Origin of the sequence: Streptococcus mitis (genome assembly GCF_946188585.1) — a bacterium.
Taxonomy (GTDB): Bacteria; Bacillota; Bacilli; order Lactobacillales; family Streptococcaceae; genus Streptococcus; species Streptococcus mitis_DG.
Map to the genome: position 1 here is coordinate 268,985 of NZ_CAMHVI010000001.1, position 15,990 is coordinate 284,974.

The window sequence follows — 15,990 nt, forward strand, 5'->3', positions numbered from 1 at the left end:
GGCAGCCTCCTATCTATAGTAACTGTACTTCTTCTCAACTTTTTTGGAAATGATTGTCACAATCCCAATCAAAATCAAGTAAATGGCTCCTGCCAAGAACATAGGAACCAGACTAGCATCACGGTTGGCAGCTGTTCGACTAGCCAAGATAAGGTCTGAAATTCCTAGAGCATAGACCAGAGAAGTATCCTTGACCAAACTCATAACCTCATTAAAGACACTAGGAAGAACAATCTTGGTCACCTGAGGCAAGATAATATAGCGAACTGTGTCAAAAGAACCAAACTTCAAGACCTTAGCAGCTTCATATTGACCTTTAGAAATGGTAGCAATCCCCCCACGGAAGATTTCAGCAAAGTAAGCTGCATAATTGAGAACAAAGGCAATGATGGCCGCAGGAAGGCGATCCAAACGAATCCCAATACTTGGGAGCACATAATAGATAAAGATCAATTGCAAGAGCAAGGGTGTCCCCCGCATAATCCAGATATAAATGTTAATCAGATGATGGAGGGGCTTCCAATGGACTTGCAAGGCAAAGGCAATCAAAACGCCCAAGGGAATAGAAAAGATCAAGACCAGTGCAAAAACCTGCAAAGTCATGCTTGCACCGCTCAATAAACTCGGTAATATCTCAAACAAATAAGACATACTGCACCTCCTAAAAATAATTGTTCCTATTATAGCATAAATAAACGAAATAACCAAGGATTTTTGTAAAAAAATTCTCTTTAAAAAGAAAAACTATACCTATCAAAAAAAGAAAGGACGAAATGTGTCCTTTCTCGGTCTTAGCTTTCCTTTAACAAAAGAGACATAGAATCATCCATAGCAAGACTCATGCCCCCAAAAAAAGATAAATAAACCAAGGAGTAAATAAGCATAGAGTGGCAAGGAAACAAAGATAAAGGGTGATAGTAAAATCATACCCAAGGTATCTTCAAAATTTGTACAAATACAATACAATCCAAAAGAAAGATAAGGACTTTTTAATTTCTTTATATCGTTGCAAATTACGATAAGCGAATTCAACTCAAGCCAATAAAGATAATCCCCCAACTGATATCAAAAATAACGGAAAAATGGTGAATAAATTACCAACATAATAAAAGTTGCAAAGATTTCTTCCATATAAATATAAATAATCGTGTAGGTATAGAGTGCTAAGGCAGAAATAGCCACACCTAACCAAATATGTGCCTAAATCAATCCTTTTCTAGTCATCTTTCTTCCCAGCTCACTATAGAGCCTCTCTAATCCTTTACCAATCGTTTCTGATCGTCCTTATTGTGGCTTTGTTGATACAAAATCGAGTTTATTTAAAATTCTCTTATCAACTCTCACTGGTATAACAAATCGCTTATCCATATAGCCCCCATATTTTTAACATTACTATACTCTCTTATAGCTACATTGACAAGTTAAAGTTCAAAACCAGCTAAATCGATTACTTCTTCTTTATCACTTTTTCAATTGTTGCCAGGACTCCATTAGTCCCTTCCATAAAATCACGAATACTCACACCAGAAGCCCCTCTTTAACTTGCCTGATAAAACTATAAAAACGTTTGAAAATTTGCTCAAGTACCATCACTTCGTTTTTAGCTCTACATCACCTACTAAGTGAGCAAAAAATTCTGTAAAGCTAGACATAATTTTTGCGAAATCTGTTTATTTCAGTAAATCATTAATAGGTACATCATCTCAGAGATTAGCAATAAATTCTAACTACTGGTCAATTTTTTTACTGCTGCAATCTCGTGTTCTACTGTATCCATTAAAATTAAGGAATCATGATAATATAAAGATAAAAGGATAGCTTGCTCTCTCTCCTTATCCTATATATGTCATGTTCAGTTGAACTTTCAATTTCTTAAACTTTTTAGCATCATATCCATATAAAATAGTAGCATAATGACCATTTGTTGCAGTATCTAAGCTATCTGTTAAAGCAAAAGCCACTTTTTTAGAAGAGTGGTGGACATTTTATCAAAAAAATCTAAGGGAGCTCTATCATCTATCTTACTAGTAGCATGAATAATTTTAAATAGGCATTTGAGATTTATATCGATACAAAATACATTCAATGCTTTCTAATCCAACTTGATCTTTCAAAGTCAAAATCAGAACGATTTAAGTTAATCTTAAACCTGCCTCTTGATTACACAGTGAACCTTGAGTATATCGAATATAATTCTGCATGACGAGCGGAACTGCCAAAAATCGTAAAAACTATTGAAGATTTAAATCTGAAAACAAATACACAACTTGAAGAATCCATTGATAGGCACCTCACCTACCACATCTTTAGGCATACTCTCATAAGCAGAATAGCGTAACTCTAAAAGCAATTATGGCAAGAGTAGGACGTTCTGATTCTAGGACAATAAACAAAATCTACACACGTTACAAAGAAGATGGATGGCAATATCCTCAATTTGCTAGATAATTTATAGTTTTGCCCCCAAAATGCCCCAAAAGCAAAAGAAAAGCCTGTCACACAAGCTCAAATGCTTGATATGACAGGTTTTTTTAAATTCAAATTATTTAACAGCGTCTTTAAGAGCTTTACCAGCTTTGAATGCTGGAACTTTAGAAGCTGCAATTTTGATTTCTTTACCAGTTTGTGGATTACGACCTTTACGTGCAGCACGCTCACGAACTTCAAAGTTACCAAAACCGATCAATTGAACTTTTTCACCAGCTGCAAGGTACTCAGTTACTGCTGCGAATACAGCTTCAACTGCTGCTGCTGAGTCTTTCTTAGTCAATTCTGTAGCTTCTGCTACTTTAGCGATCAAATCTTGTTTGTTTGCCATGTTAATGATTCCTCCAATTTAATTTCTAATTAACAAATATAATCATATCCTAAAATCCCTTTTAGGTCAAGTTAAAAACACTATTTCTTCCCATTTTATTTATTTTTTTAGGAGTGGTAACGTACTAAAACAGCCCAAGCATTCTCACCCGTGTGAGTTTGAATAATAGAGCCCGTTTCCAAAACTGAAATAGGCTTTTCAACATAAGCTTGTAATCTTTCTTTCATCTCTTTTGCCCAATCAGCACTACCAGAATATGAAATTCCAATCTCTACTACAGAACGTTCTCTTAGCGAACTTGTCAGCTCCTCCAACCATTTTTTAAAAGTTTTAGCTCCACGACCTTTAACGATTGGCTGCAATTCATGGTCCTTCATCTGCATGACAACACGTATATTAAGAAGTGAGCTCAACAATCCAGTTACACGCCCAATTCGTCCACCTTTAACAAGATTTTCCAAAGTCGAAACGCCAATATAGAGTTCTGTGTGGCTTTTAACCTCTTCTATGCGAGTTAAAATTTCCTCCAACTCTTTGCCTTCTTGTGCTAACTTCGCAGCCTCAACAACTTGGAATTTCAGGGCTTGGTCAGTGAAGGAACTATCAATAACTGTCACATCGGCAGTAGATAAGCTAGCACCTTGACGTGCCGCTTCTACAGTACCAGAAAGGGCATGAGACATATGAATAGCAAGAATCTGGCTACCATCCTTACATAGGTCTTCAAAAACTTCAGCAAAGACACCTACAGGTGGCTGACTTGTTTTCGGAAGATTCTTACTTTCTTGCATCAACTGAAGAAATTTACCTTCTTCTTTCAAATCCACATCAGAATAAACAACATTATCAATCATTACAGATAAAGGAACAACAGTGATATCAAATTGTTTTACGAGTTCTGGTTCAATAGTAACAGATGAATCGGTTACAATCTTAATTTTTGTCATAGTGTCAATCTTTCTATTTTAGGATTCAGATTGGTTTTCTTACTTTTAATTATATCAAAAAAAGATTAAAAATCCTAATGGAGTCATTCAAATTTTCCTTAAAAATTTGATATAATCTACTTATAAGAAAAGAGGTTCCTATGATTAAAAAAATTTATCCCATTTTAACCATTTTACTAGGTGCTGCTATTTATGCTTTTGGGCTGACTTATTTTGTAGTTCCCCATCATCTCTTTGAAGGAGGGGCGACAGGTATTACCCTCATCACCTTTTATCTTTTTAAAATCCCTGTTTCTCTGATGAACTTGCTGATTAATATTCCCCTTTTCATCCTGGCTTGGAAAATCTTTGGAGCCAAATCCCTCTATTCTAGTTTACTAGGAACCTTAGCTTTGTCCGCTTGGTTAGCTATTTTTGAGCGGATTCCCCTTCATATTGATCTTCAAGGTGATTTACTGATTACAGCCCTCATAGCTGGGATTCTATTGGGAATTGGGCTCGGAATTATCTTCAATGCTGGAGGTACAACTGGTGGTACTGATATTCTAGCTCGTATTCTCAATAAATACACTCATATATCCATGGGTAAACTGCTCTTTATCTTAGATTTTTGTATTCTCATGCTTATTCTCCTAATCTTCAAGGATTTGAGATTGGTTTCCTACACGCTCTTATTTGATTTTATCGTTTCTCGTGTTATTGATTTGATTGGTGAAGGAGGATATGCCGGCAAAGGTTTTATGATTATCACAAAACGTCCTGACCAACTTGCAAAAGCGATTAATGATGACCTAGGGAGAGGAGTTACTTTCATCTCAGGTCAAGGCTACTATAGTAAAGAAAATTTGAAAATCATTTACTGTATTGTCGGAAGAAATGAAATTGTGAAAATGAAGGAAATGATTCATCGAATTGATCCTCAAGCCTTTATAACTATTACAGAAGCTCATGAAATCCTAGGAGAAGGCTTCACATATATAAAAGAGTAGGTAAAAAGCTGGGAAGTTCCAGCTTTTTCTTTATTCAGAAAGTGTAGAATGACGATAGCCATAAGTAAAGTAAATCACAAGTCCAACTACAAGAGCAATGCCAAACGCAATCCATGTTTCTATACTATATTGAAGCATAAAGGAAAGACAGATTAGAATCGAGAGAATCGGTAACAAGGGAACTAGGGGAGTTTTGAATTCTCCTTCTTTAGGCATTCCCTTATCCTTTCTAAGTTTTATAATTCCATAAGCCAGTAAGATAAGATAAGCCAGCGTACATATATTTAGAAAGGCTGCAATACTAGCCAGTGGAAACACTCCTGCTGCAATTGCAGAAGCAACTCCAGTTAAGATGGTCGCATTTTTAGGAACACGACTTGTTTTGCTTAATTGCTTAAAACTTCGAGGTAAAAGACCATCACGTGCTAAACTGTAAATCATACGCGATAAGGCATAAGTCATAGAAATACATACTGTTATTAGGGTCAAAATGGCCACTAATGACACATAATTAGCTGCCCAACCAATTCCTATACTTCGCAATGAAAATGCTACAGCATCATCCACATTGAGTTGGCTGTAGTGAACAATCCCTGTCAATACTAATGTAACCAGAGCATAGAGAATCGTTACGATTGTCAAAGACAAAACAATACCTCGTGGGACATTCTTTTGTGGATTTTGAATTTCATCAACAGCCATCGAAATAGATTCAAATCCTAGGAAACCAAAGAACATCAAAGATGCTCCTGCCATTATTCCAGTACTTCCACCATAAATTTGACCAAAACCAAAGGGAGCAAAGTTGGACCAATTTTCTGGTTTAATATACCAGATACCAACTAGAATAAACAAAGCGAGAGCAGAGAATTTCAAGATGACTAGAAGCGAATTAAAACGCAATGCTGCCTTGGAATTTAATAAAACTAAACCGGTTACCAGTGTCAGTACCAAAATAGGTAAAAGGTCTATATAGGTACCCTGCTCAGGGTTAAAGGTCCCATTCAAGGCTTGAGGCATTGAAATACTATAGTTACTGAGCAAGCCTTTAAAATAAGCTGCCCAGCCAGAGGCCACACCAGAAACTGCTGTCATGAACTCCATGATGGTCAACCAACCAGCAATCCAAGCTGGTAATTCACCCAAAATTGCATACAAATAACTATAAGCACCACCAGTTGCAGGAACACGAGAGGCAAACTCTGCGAAAAAGAGGGCGGATAAAGAAACACACAGGGCAGAAATCACTATAGATACAACCAGTGACGGACCAGCAAGCGTTGCTGCTGCGGTTCCTGTAATGGTAAAAATCCCAGTTCCTACCATGGCACCGATTCCTAATAAAATCAAATCCCATACTTTTAAATGACGGTGCATTTCAGTACGTTCCAAGCTAACATCTTTTGTTCTAAAAATATTCATACTTCATCTCCATTAAATATGATTGTTTTATTTTATCATATAAAAGAGATTTTGTGAATATTTATAAGATAATTTTTCAAAAAAATCCGAACAGAATAAATCCTGCTCAGATTCTACATATTCTTAGCCAACTGATCCTTCCATTTCATAGCTAATCAAACGGTTCAGCTCAACTGCATATTCCATTGGAAGTTCTTTTGTAAAGGGTTCTACAAATCCCATTACAATCATCTCAGTTGCCTCAGATTCTGACAATCCACGGCTCATGAGGTAATAGAGTTGTTCTTCAGAAATCTTAGATACCTTAGCTTCGTGTTCCAAAGCGACTTGTGAGTTGTGAATTTCGTTAAACGGAATGGTATCTGATGCTGACAAGTCATCCATAATAATGGTATCACACTCGATGTGAGAGACAGATTTTTTAGAGTTTTTATTAAAGGTTACTTGTCCACGATAGTCAACCTTTCCTCCACCTTTAGCGATGGATTTAGACACGATAGACGAGCTTGTATGTGGAGCATTGTGGATCATCTTAGCTCCAGTATCCTGATGTTGCCCTGCATTAGCAAAGGCAATAGAAAGCATAGTACCACGCGCCCCTTCTCCATCAAGGTAAACAGATGGGTATTTCATGGTTGTTTTGGCACCCAAGTTACCATCAATCCACTCAACAGTGGCATCCTTTTGAGCCTTAGCACGTTTCGTTACCAAGTTATAGACGTTATCAGACCAGTTCTGGATGGTTGTATAACGCATATAAGCACCATCTAAGGCAAAGATTTCTACGATGGCAGCATGCAAGCTGTTACTTGAATAAGTTGGCGCTGTACATCCTTCTACATAATGAACACTTGCTCCCTCATCAACGATAATCAAGGTACGTTCAAACTGACCAGTATTTTCGTTGTTGATACGGAAGTAAGTTTGAAGTGGAATATCTACCTTGACCCCTTTTGGTACGTAGATAAAGGTTCCACCAGACCATACTGCTGAGTTAAGGGCAGCCAATTTGTTATCTGTTGGCGGTACCAACTTAGCAAAGTATTGTTTAAACAAATCTGGGTATTCCTTGAGGGCAGAATCCGTATCTGTAAAGATAATCCCCAATTTTTGGAACTCTTCCTTCATGTTGTGGTAAACAACTTCTGATTCATACTGGGCAGAGGCACCAGCTAGATATGCACGCTCAGCTTCAGGAATCCCGATACGTTCAAAGGTTTCTTTAATCTTTTCAGGAACCTCATCCCACGAACGAGCTGGTTTATCAGATGGTTTTTGGTAGTAGATCAAGTCATCAAAATCAATCTCTGACAAGTCTGCTCCCCAAGTTTGCATAGGCATTTTTTTGAAGGTTTCATAAGACTTCAAACGGAATTCTAACATCCACTCAGGTTCTCCCTTAGCAGCTGATAGTTCACGAATGACATCTTCGTTCAATCCTTTTCCTGTCGATAGGACAGGCTCTACATCATCATGGAAACCAAATTTATATTCACCAAGATCAATTGGTTTTGGTTCTACTCTTTCTTCAGCCATAATATCCTTTCTTTCATTCTTCATTTCTACTGATTCATAAGACAAAAGAATCTTGCCTTACTGATTTTTTTGATTTTCAATTGTTTTCTTCAGGGCGTTCCAAGCTAGGGTTGCACACTTGATTCGTTGAGGGAATTTGGCAACACCTGACAAGAAAGCTGCATCGCCTAGTTGGTCTTGGCGTTCATCTTTTTGCCCTTGAACCATTTCAGAAAAAATAGTCGCAAGTTCTAAGATTTCTTGTTTGTTTTTTCCTAAAACTGCATCTGTCATCATACTTGCAGAGGCAGTTGAGATAGTACAGCCTGAATTTAGAAAAGCAATATCTTCCAAACGATCCTCTGCATCAAACTTGACAGAGAGATTGATGACATCCCCACAGGTCGGATTGTTGAGACTGATTTGCTCAGCATCTTCCAACTTTCCTTGGTGATGTGGATTTTTCGAATGGTCCGCTACCACTGCCATATAAAGGCTATCCAGTTTAGAAAGTGCCATTGAAAAACTCCTTTGTCTTTTGTAAGGCATCTACTAGCTTGTCGCAATCTGCCTTGGTATTGTAGATATAAAAACTTGCGCGAGCTGTTGCTGGGACATCCAAATACTGAAGCAAGGGTTGCGCACAGTGGTGACCTGCACGAACAGCTACTCCTTCATAATCCAAAGCTGTCGCAAGGTCGTGAGGATGGAGATCGCCTAGATTAAAGGCAATCACACCTGAACGTTGAGCCAAGTCCTGTGAACCATAAATGGTCAGTCCTTCAATCGCCTGCAACTTTGGAAAGACATATGCAATCAATTCTTGTTCATGAGCTTCAATGGCATCCATACCAATCTTTTCAAGATAATCTACTGCTGCTGCCAGTCCGATAGCACCTGCCATATTGGGAGTTCCTGCCTCAAATTTCCAAGGCAATTCCTTCCAGCTAGCAGATTGCTCATAGACGAAATCAATCATTTCGCCTCCAAATTCTACTGGTGACATTTGCTCTAGGTACTTTTCTTTACCATAAAGGACACCAATACCAGTTGGACCAGCCATCTTGTGACCTGAAAAGGCAAAGAAGTCCACATCCAAGTCCTGAACATCAATCTTCATATGAGGCGTAGATTGAGCACCATCCACCACCATGATAGCTCCAACTTGATGGGCCAATTGAGTGATTTCTTTGATTGGATTGACCACACCAAGAACATTTGAGGCGTGAGCTAGCGAAACAAACTTGACCTTGTCAGTCAATTTAGCTCGCAAATCATCCATATCCAGAGCTCCATCCTTGAGATAGACATAGACAAGCTCTGCCCCAGTCTTACGGCAGGCTTCCTGCCATGGAATGATATTGGAATGGTGTTCCATGACAGAAATCAAAACCTGGTCTCCCTCAGTCAAGACTTCCTCAGCATAACGCGCTACCCAGTTAAGACTAGTTGTCGTTCCTCTGGTAAAGAGAACTTCCTTTGTAGACCCTGCATTGATAAACTTACGAATGGTTTCACGAGCCGCCTCATAAGAAGCTGTCGCCCTTTCTGCCAAGGTATGAACGCCACGATGAACATTGGCATTGTCGTTCTCATAGTAGCGGTTAATCGTCTCCAGAACTGCTAGTGGTTTTTGTGTCGTCGCAGCATTGTCCAAATAAACCAATGGTTCATCATTAACAATCTGGTCTAAAATTGGAAAATCCTTGCGAATCGCTTCTACATCTAACATAGGCTACCCCTTAGCGTTTTGACAATTTTTCTTCGATGGTTGCAATCATTTCATCACGAACTTCCTTGACTGGAATCTCAACGATAACAGAGCCAAGGAAACCACGGACAACCAAACGTTCTGCAGTTGCCTTATCCAAGCCACGGCTCATGAGGTAATACATGTCTTCTGGATCTACCTGACCGATAGAAGCCGCGTGTCCTGCAGTTACGTCATTTTCATCAATCAAAAGAATTGGATTGGCATCTGAACGCGCTTGGTCTGAAAGCATAAGAACACGGCTCTCTTGTTGGGCATCTGCTCCCTTAGCCCCCTTGATAATGTGCCCAATACCGTTGAAAGTTAAAGTTGCTTTTTCAAGAATAACCCCATGTTGTAGGATATTTCCGATTGAGTTGCAACCATAGTTAGTCACTCGAGTATCAATCCCTTGTACCTGACGACCACTTGAAAGGGCTACAACCTTGAGATCTGCATGGCTACCATTTCCAATCAAGTCGCTATCAAAGTCCGCAACGACGTTTCCTTCGTTCATGACACCGATTGCCCAGTCAATGCTTGCATCGTTGCCTAATTTACCACGACGGCTAATGTAGGCAGTGACATTTTCACCTAGACGGTCGATAGCCGCAAATTTCACTTGAGCACCAGAACGCGCAATTACTTCTACTGTGATATTAGCAGTTGCTTTGGCACTTCCTTCACCACGTGACTCTAAACGTTCCAGATAACTAATCTTAGAATTTTTACCAGCGATAATCATAATATGCTTGTTAAACGGCACATCACTATCGCTGTCTTGATAGAAAATTCCTTCGATTGGTTCTTTAATCTCAACATTATCAGGAATGTAGAGAACAGCACCACTGTTGAAATAAGCTGTATGGTAGGCTGCCAACTTGTCATCGTCATACTTAACAGATGACATGAAGAATTCTTTGATCAGCTCTGGAATTTCTTCTAAAGCTGAGTGGAAGTCTGTAAAGACGACACCCTGTTCAGCTAACTCAACTGGAATTTGCTCAAAAACAGTTTGAGTTCCTACTTGCACCAACTTCAAGTGATTATCTAGAGCTGTGAAATCTGGAACATTTGCTGATGGCTCACTTTCTGTAATCGTTCCATCACCCAGATTCCAACGGTGGAATTTGACACGCTCAATAACTGGTAATTCCAAATTCTCAATCTTGTCAAAAGCTTTTTGACGGAGATCAGCCAACCAGCTTGGTTCAGCGTGCATTTCTGAAAAAAGTTTAATATTTTCTTTAGTCATTTACTTCTCCTAAAAGATACGAGGGAATTACAATTCTTCCTTGTAATCGTAGCCAAGTTCTTCAGCTAGTTTTGCGTATCCTTCACGTTCCAAACGCGCAGCCAATTCTGGACCACCTGAAAGGACAACACGACCTTCCATCATGACGTGTACCACATCAGGTGTGATGTAGTTCAAAAGACGTTGGTAGTGAGTGATAATCATAGCACCAAATCCTTCACCACGCATAGCATTAACACCTTTAGAAACAACTTTAAGGGCATCAATATCAAGACCAGAATCAATCTCATCCAAAAGGGCAAAAGTTGGTTCCAACATCAAAAGTTGAAGAATCTCATTACGTTTTTTCTCACCACCAGAGAAACCTTCGTTGAGGTAACGCTCAGCCATTTCTTCTTTCATGTTGAGCAATTCCATCTTCTCGTCAAGTTTAGTGATAAACTCACGAACTGAAATCTTCTCATCGTCTTCTTTACCAGCATTCATGGCTGCACGAAGAAACTCAGCGTTAGTAATACCAGGAATTTCTGATGGGTATTGCATTGCAAGGAAAAGTCCCATACGCGCACGCTCGTCCACTTCTAACTCAAGAATGTTTACGCCATCAAACAAGACTTCACCTTTGGTAACTTCATAGTTTGGATTTCCCATTATAGCGGCAGAAAGAGTCGATTTACCAGTACCATTTGGTCCCATGATAGCGGCTATTTCTCCTGTTTTCAGGGTCAAGTTAACCCCTTTTAAAATTTCTTTTCCTTCAATCTCAACGTGAAGATCTTTGATCTCTAATACTGACATGATAATTCCTTTCTTTTTCAAGGCCTTTACAGTGCTTACTGGAAACATACTTGATTTCCCTAGAAAATACGGTAAAAGGTCAATAAATATACTTTTATAGTATAACAAAAAAAAGCCTAAAAGGCTTTGATTTTGTCTAGAAGCTGAGGACTAGTCTTTTCCTTTTAAATGCTGGTCAATGACATCTACAATCTTGCCCATCAAGTAACTAACTCGGAAATTTCTAAAGAGCAAAATGGCCCAAAAGGCTGCCATAATATAACGACCAGTCATCCAGGCTTCATTGAAAAAATAGGTCTCAGCAGCTGTAAACAGCGCTATGATAATAAATTGTTGTCTATTCATAAACTTATTGTATCATGAAATCTTTCTTTAGTCTTCCTCTACCTTCATTTTATCAGCCAAAAATTCAAATCCTTCTGGAATCAGGCTTTCTTCTGCTTCTTTTTCAGTTTGAGAAGATTTGGCTTTGGCTGAAAAGGCTGCGCGAACTTCTTTCCATTCCTCCATGGAAATAGCTAAGATTTCAGGCGAAAAACCTGCTGCCTGACTGAGGATATTGCCAAACATGGTGTTGAGATTGTCCCGTTTCATGGTTTGACCAGCATTGAAGTTAGACTCAAAAGCAAGAATAGCATGGTGTTCATTGGCCGCAACCGGTTGAGAACCAACTAGCAAAGCCTTATCAGGGCCTCCAAGACTTTCAATTACCTCTCCCCAGGCATTCTGTAGACGAATCAGATTTTGACGTGCTAAATCAGGATTTTCGACGGCCTCTTGTAAGATAGATTGTACTTTATTGCGATCCACACGATAGACTGTTTTGCCCGTAGACGGTCGACTAGGAGCTGGACTTGTTGGCTTGGGCACAGTTCCCACATTGGCGAGTTCTTGTTTGAGACGGGCAACTTCCTGTCTCAGTGCAGCAATTTCACTTTCAACCGCCCCTGAAAGAGCCGGTTCAGGTTTAATTTCCGCCAAACGAATAGTCATCATCTCAGCATAAATCTTGGGCTGCAAACTAGACTTAATATCTGCTAAACTGACTGTCGCTAAGCGAATCATTTCAAACAGATTTTCTTGAGGAAGTGCCAAATTCTCTACAAAGACTGGGCTATGATGAGTGTTTTCTCCCCCTGTTTGAACAATTAACAAATCTCTTAAATAGTGCAAAAGGTCGGTCACAAAACGAGTCATGCTCTTACCATTGTCAAAAAGAAGATTCAAACAAGACAAAGCCTTGGGAACATCCTGTTGAGACAAGGCAGCCACATAATCATCCAAGGCTGATAGACTAATGGTGCCAGTAATTTCTTCAGAGATGGCAGTCGTCAGCTCATTTCCCTGTGTCAAACTCAGGGCTTGATCCAAAATAGACAAGGCATCCCGCATTCCACCTTCAGCTCGTCTAGCAATGATTTCCACAGCTTCTGGTTCAGAACTGATATTTTCCTTTTCTAAGATATAGTGGATATGTTCCTTAATATCTTGTGTCTTAATTGATTTAAACTCAAAACGTTGGACACGGGATAGAATAGTGGCAGGAATCTTGTGCAATTCAGTAGTAGCTAAAATAAAGACCACATTCTGTGTTGGCTCTTCCAGCGTCTTTAGAAGAGCATTAAAAGCCCCTGTAGACAGCATGTGAACCTCGTCTATGATATAAACCTTATAACGAGCAAGACTCGGTGCGTAGGTAGATTTATCACGAATTTCGCGAATTTCATCAACCCCATTATTAGAGGCCGCATCCATTTCAATGACATCTTCTAAACTACCATCCGTCACTGCTTGACAAATATAACAATTATTACAAGGTTCTCCACCCACTTGATTGGGACAGTTCATAGCCTTGGCAAAAATCTTAGCCACACTGGTTTTTCCCGTTCCACGAGGACCAGAAAAAAGATAAGCATGACTTATTTTCTCTTGTTCCACCGCTTGTTTAAGAGTCTTAGCCACAACTTCTTGACCAACCAACTGGGAGAAGTTTTGACTTCTATATTTTCGATAAAGTGCTTGATACATTAGGCTTTCTCCCCAAACATTGTAAAGTCCCATTCTGTCTTTTCAAGCAAAATAGCGACAAATTGTTCCAAATAATCTCGATCCATAGCATCATAATCATCAATCTCTGAAGAATCCAAATCCAGAACCCCGAGCAATTGACCATTCTTTACCATCGGCACAACAATTTCACTTTTAGCTCGACTATCACAAGAAATATAGTTGGGATAAGTTGTTACGTCACCAACCAGAACAGTTTCTTGAAAATGAGCTGCCTCACCACAAACACCTTTCCCAAGTGCAATACGGATGCAGGAAACACCTCCTTGGAAGGGACCCAAAACCAATTCCTTTCCATCGAACAGATAAAAGCCTGCAAATACAGTATTAGAAAAGCGTGATTTTAGAAGAGCACTGGCGTTGGAAAGATTAGCCAAAACATTGGTTTCGCCTTCCAATAAAAAAGAGAGCTCTTCATTTAACATTTGATAACGTGATTGTTTTTCTGATTCTAACATAGAACTATTATATCAAAAAAGACTTACAGACAAAAGAAAAATCCCTTGTTTAGAAAACAAAGGATTTTGTGAATTTTCAATTTGATTAAAGTTCGATATCACCGAACAAATCAGCCATTGAGAATCCTGTTTGTGTTTCTGGAAGTTCGAAATCACGTTTTTCTTGACGTTTTGGACGACGTGGACGAGCAGCACGTTTTTCTTCTTTTTGTCCTTCTTCTTGAGCTGGACGCTCTTCAAGAGCTTTAATAGAAAGTGATACGCGCTCTGCATCTGCGTTAACTTCAAGAACTTTAACTTGAACTTCTTGACCAACTTTAAGAGCTTCTTTTGGATTTTCAATACGTTTGTGTGAAATTTGTGATACGTGAACAAGTCCATCGATACCTGGCAATACTTCAACAAATGCACCGAAGTCAGTCAAACGTTTAACTGTTCCTTCTACTACATCACCTTTAGCCAATTTTTGCTCAACGCCATCCCATGGTCCAGGTGTTGTTGCTTTAAGTGAAAGTGATACACGTCCTTCTTCTTCGTTAAGATCAAGGATTTTCACTTCAATTTCTTCACCAACAGTTACAACTGATTTTGGTGATACGTTACGTTCATGTGACAATTCAGTCAAGTGAACCAATCCGTCAACACCACCAAGGTCGATGAAAGCACCAAAGCTTGTGATACGTGCAACTTTACCAGTTACTACATCACCAACAGCCAATTTACCGAATACTTCAGCACGAGCTGCTGCTGTAGCTGCTTCAACAACTTCACGACGTGAAAGGATGAAGCGGTTTTCTTTAGCGTCAACTTCTTTGATTTTAGCATCAAATTCTTGACCTACAAAACGCTCAGTGTTACGTACGAAACGAGTATCCAACATTGAAGCTGGGATGAATCCACGAACACCTTCAAATTCTACTGAAAGTCCACCTTTAACGGCACGAGTTCCTTTAACAGTAACAACTTCTTCTTCGCGACCAACAAGTTTGTCCCATGCTTTGCGAGCTTCAAGGCGTTTTTTAGATACAAGGTATGTAACTGTATCAGTATCTTTACCAACTACTTGACGAAGTACAAGAACATCCAATACTTCTCCTACTTTAACAAAGTCATTGATATCTGCATCGCGATCGTTTGTCAATTCGCGAAGAGTCAAGACACCTTCAACACCAGTTCCAGAGATTGCAACGTTAGCTTGAGTCGCATCAACTGTCAATACTTCAGCACTAACAACATCACCAGTCTCAACTTGGCTAACGCTATTTAGCAAATCTTCAAATTCGTTCATCTAAAAAATCCTCCAACAATCAAGTTTTTCTTAAACTTGACATACTTATAATTTTTTTCCTAAGCACCCGCAAGAACATGTTCATATCGTTCACGTCTTTCAATTATAAAAATAAAATACCCTAAGATATTTTGCTTTTTATCTTGATCATTACCTAAGAACTGGGGTAGCTGGATTCGAACCAACGCATGAGGGAGTCAAAGTCCCTTGCCTTACCGCTTGGCTATACCCCATTGATGAAATGGAGAGAGAGGGATTCGAACCCCCGAACCCGAAGGAGCGGATTTACAGTCCGCCGCGTTTAGCCTCTTCGCTATCTCTCCTACAATCAACATGGACTATTATATCATGAAAATTTCAAAAAAACAAGACTTATTTTGCTAAATTATAATTTTCAATCAAAATTTCCACAGCTTTTTCCAATTTTTTATAAAAACTATCGACATTCCCATTCTTTATGATGGCAAATTGTCCGTCTAATTCGGCAATTTCTCCGATAACTTTTTTACCGATAGTCAATGTATAACCTTCAAAACTGTCTTTACCAACATTAACTTTGGCATCTGCTACTTGAATTTCGATTTTTTTATCTTTCTTACTCATTTCATACCTCTCTTCACTTTTTCTATTTTACAAGAAAATCCTAAAACTAGCAAGAAAAAACTCTATATCATTCCAAGTCT

The 15,990-nt window shown here is 39.0% G+C and carries 15 protein-coding genes and 2 tRNA genes; 1 reads left to right on the forward strand and 16 read right to left on the reverse strand.

The features are described 5' to 3' along the window. Nucleotides 1-9 precede the first annotated feature (9 nt). The 3 genes from N8M66_RS01355 to N8M66_RS01365 form a co-directional block, all read right to left on the reverse strand. Nucleotides 10-651 carry an amino acid ABC transporter permease gene (locus N8M66_RS01355; protein ID WP_261045146.1) on the reverse strand — a complete coding sequence of 214 codons (642 nt, stop codon included), beginning with the start codon at nucleotides 649-651 and terminating at the stop codon, nucleotides 10-12. A 1,891-nt stretch (nucleotides 652-2,542) separates the two neighbouring features. Further along, nucleotides 2,543-2,818 (reverse strand): HU family DNA-binding protein, encoded by a 276-nt coding sequence (locus N8M66_RS01360; RefSeq protein WP_001284640.1) that lies wholly within the window; start codon nucleotides 2,816-2,818, stop codon nucleotides 2,543-2,545. A gap of 107 nt (nucleotides 2,819-2,925) precedes the next feature. Continuing rightward, a complete protein-coding gene (locus N8M66_RS01365) occupies nucleotides 2,926-3,765 on the reverse strand; it encodes a DegV family protein (RefSeq protein ID WP_261045153.1) in 840 nt (279 codons plus the stop codon). 140 nt (nucleotides 3,766-3,905) lie between these two features. Between N8M66_RS01365 and N8M66_RS01370 the strand changes: the two genes are divergently transcribed. Then, a complete protein-coding gene (locus N8M66_RS01370; protein WP_261045155.1) occupies nucleotides 3,906-4,754 on the forward strand; it encodes a YitT family protein in 849 nt (282 codons plus the stop codon). Nucleotides 4,755-4,784: 30 nt separating this feature from the next. On the opposite strand, the gene N8M66_RS01375 is transcribed toward N8M66_RS01370, so the two are convergent. The 13 genes from N8M66_RS01375 to N8M66_RS01435 form a co-directional block, all read right to left on the reverse strand. Next, complete coding sequence (locus tag N8M66_RS01375) at nucleotides 4,785-6,176, reverse strand: APC family permease (RefSeq protein ID WP_261045157.1); 1,392 nt, start codon at nucleotides 6,174-6,176, stop codon at nucleotides 4,785-4,787. Between the two features lie 123 nt (nucleotides 6,177-6,299). Next, nucleotides 6,300-7,712 (reverse strand): Fe-S cluster assembly protein SufB, encoded by a 1,413-nt coding sequence (gene sufB / locus N8M66_RS01380; RefSeq protein WP_000797054.1) that lies wholly within the window; start codon nucleotides 7,710-7,712, stop codon nucleotides 6,300-6,302. Between the two features lie 57 nt (nucleotides 7,713-7,769). Continuing rightward, nucleotides 7,770-8,210 (reverse strand): Fe-S cluster assembly sulfur transfer protein SufU, encoded by a 441-nt coding sequence (gene sufU, locus N8M66_RS01385; protein WP_049491374.1) that lies wholly within the window; start codon nucleotides 8,208-8,210, stop codon nucleotides 7,770-7,772. Beyond that, nucleotides 8,197-9,423, reverse strand: coding sequence for a cysteine desulfurase (locus N8M66_RS01390; protein ID WP_261045159.1), 1,227 nt, complete (start codon nucleotides 9,421-9,423; stop codon nucleotides 8,197-8,199). Before N8M66_RS01390 ends, sufU begins: the two co-directional genes overlap by 14 nt. A gap of 10 nt (nucleotides 9,424-9,433) precedes the next feature. Then, complete coding sequence (sufD, locus tag N8M66_RS01395; RefSeq protein ID WP_261045161.1) at nucleotides 9,434-10,696, reverse strand: Fe-S cluster assembly protein SufD; 1,263 nt, start codon at nucleotides 10,694-10,696, stop codon at nucleotides 9,434-9,436. Between the two features lie 27 nt (nucleotides 10,697-10,723). Then, nucleotides 10,724-11,494, reverse strand: a complete 771-nt coding sequence (gene sufC, locus N8M66_RS01400) for a Fe-S cluster assembly ATPase SufC (RefSeq protein WP_000114489.1) — start codon at nucleotides 11,492-11,494, stop codon at nucleotides 10,724-10,726. Between the two features lie 150 nt (nucleotides 11,495-11,644). Continuing rightward, on the reverse strand, nucleotides 11,645-11,839 hold the full coding sequence (locus N8M66_RS01405; protein WP_001081602.1) for a DUF3272 domain-containing protein: 195 nt from the start codon (nucleotides 11,837-11,839) through the stop codon (nucleotides 11,645-11,647). Nucleotides 11,840-11,866: 27 nt separating this feature from the next. Continuing rightward, the gene (gene dnaX / locus N8M66_RS01410; protein WP_261045163.1) at nucleotides 11,867-13,522 is read right to left on the reverse strand and encodes a DNA polymerase III subunit gamma/tau; all 1,656 of its coding nucleotides are present in this window, start codon (nucleotides 13,520-13,522) and stop codon (nucleotides 11,867-11,869) included. After that, on the reverse strand, nucleotides 13,522-14,019 hold the full coding sequence (locus N8M66_RS01415; RefSeq protein ID WP_261045165.1) for a GAF domain-containing protein: 498 nt from the start codon (nucleotides 14,017-14,019) through the stop codon (nucleotides 13,522-13,524). Before N8M66_RS01415 ends, dnaX begins: the two co-directional genes overlap by 1 nt. Before the next feature lie 85 nt (nucleotides 14,020-14,104). Continuing rightward, nucleotides 14,105-15,307 (reverse strand): 30S ribosomal protein S1, encoded by a 1,203-nt coding sequence (gene rpsA / locus N8M66_RS01420; protein ID WP_001001631.1) that lies wholly within the window; start codon nucleotides 15,305-15,307, stop codon nucleotides 14,105-14,107. 161 nt (nucleotides 15,308-15,468) lie between these two features. Beyond that, a tRNA-Gln gene (locus N8M66_RS01425) sits at nucleotides 15,469-15,540 on the reverse strand. Nucleotides 15,541-15,549: 9 nt separating this feature from the next. Beyond that, nucleotides 15,550-15,630 (reverse strand) — tRNA-Tyr (locus tag N8M66_RS01430). A 49-nt stretch (nucleotides 15,631-15,679) separates the two neighbouring features. Beyond that, nucleotides 15,680-15,910 carry a DUF2969 domain-containing protein gene (locus N8M66_RS01435; RefSeq protein ID WP_000037113.1) on the reverse strand — a complete coding sequence of 77 codons (231 nt, stop codon included), beginning with the start codon at nucleotides 15,908-15,910 and terminating at the stop codon, nucleotides 15,680-15,682. Nucleotides 15,911-15,990: the final 80 nt, after the last annotated feature.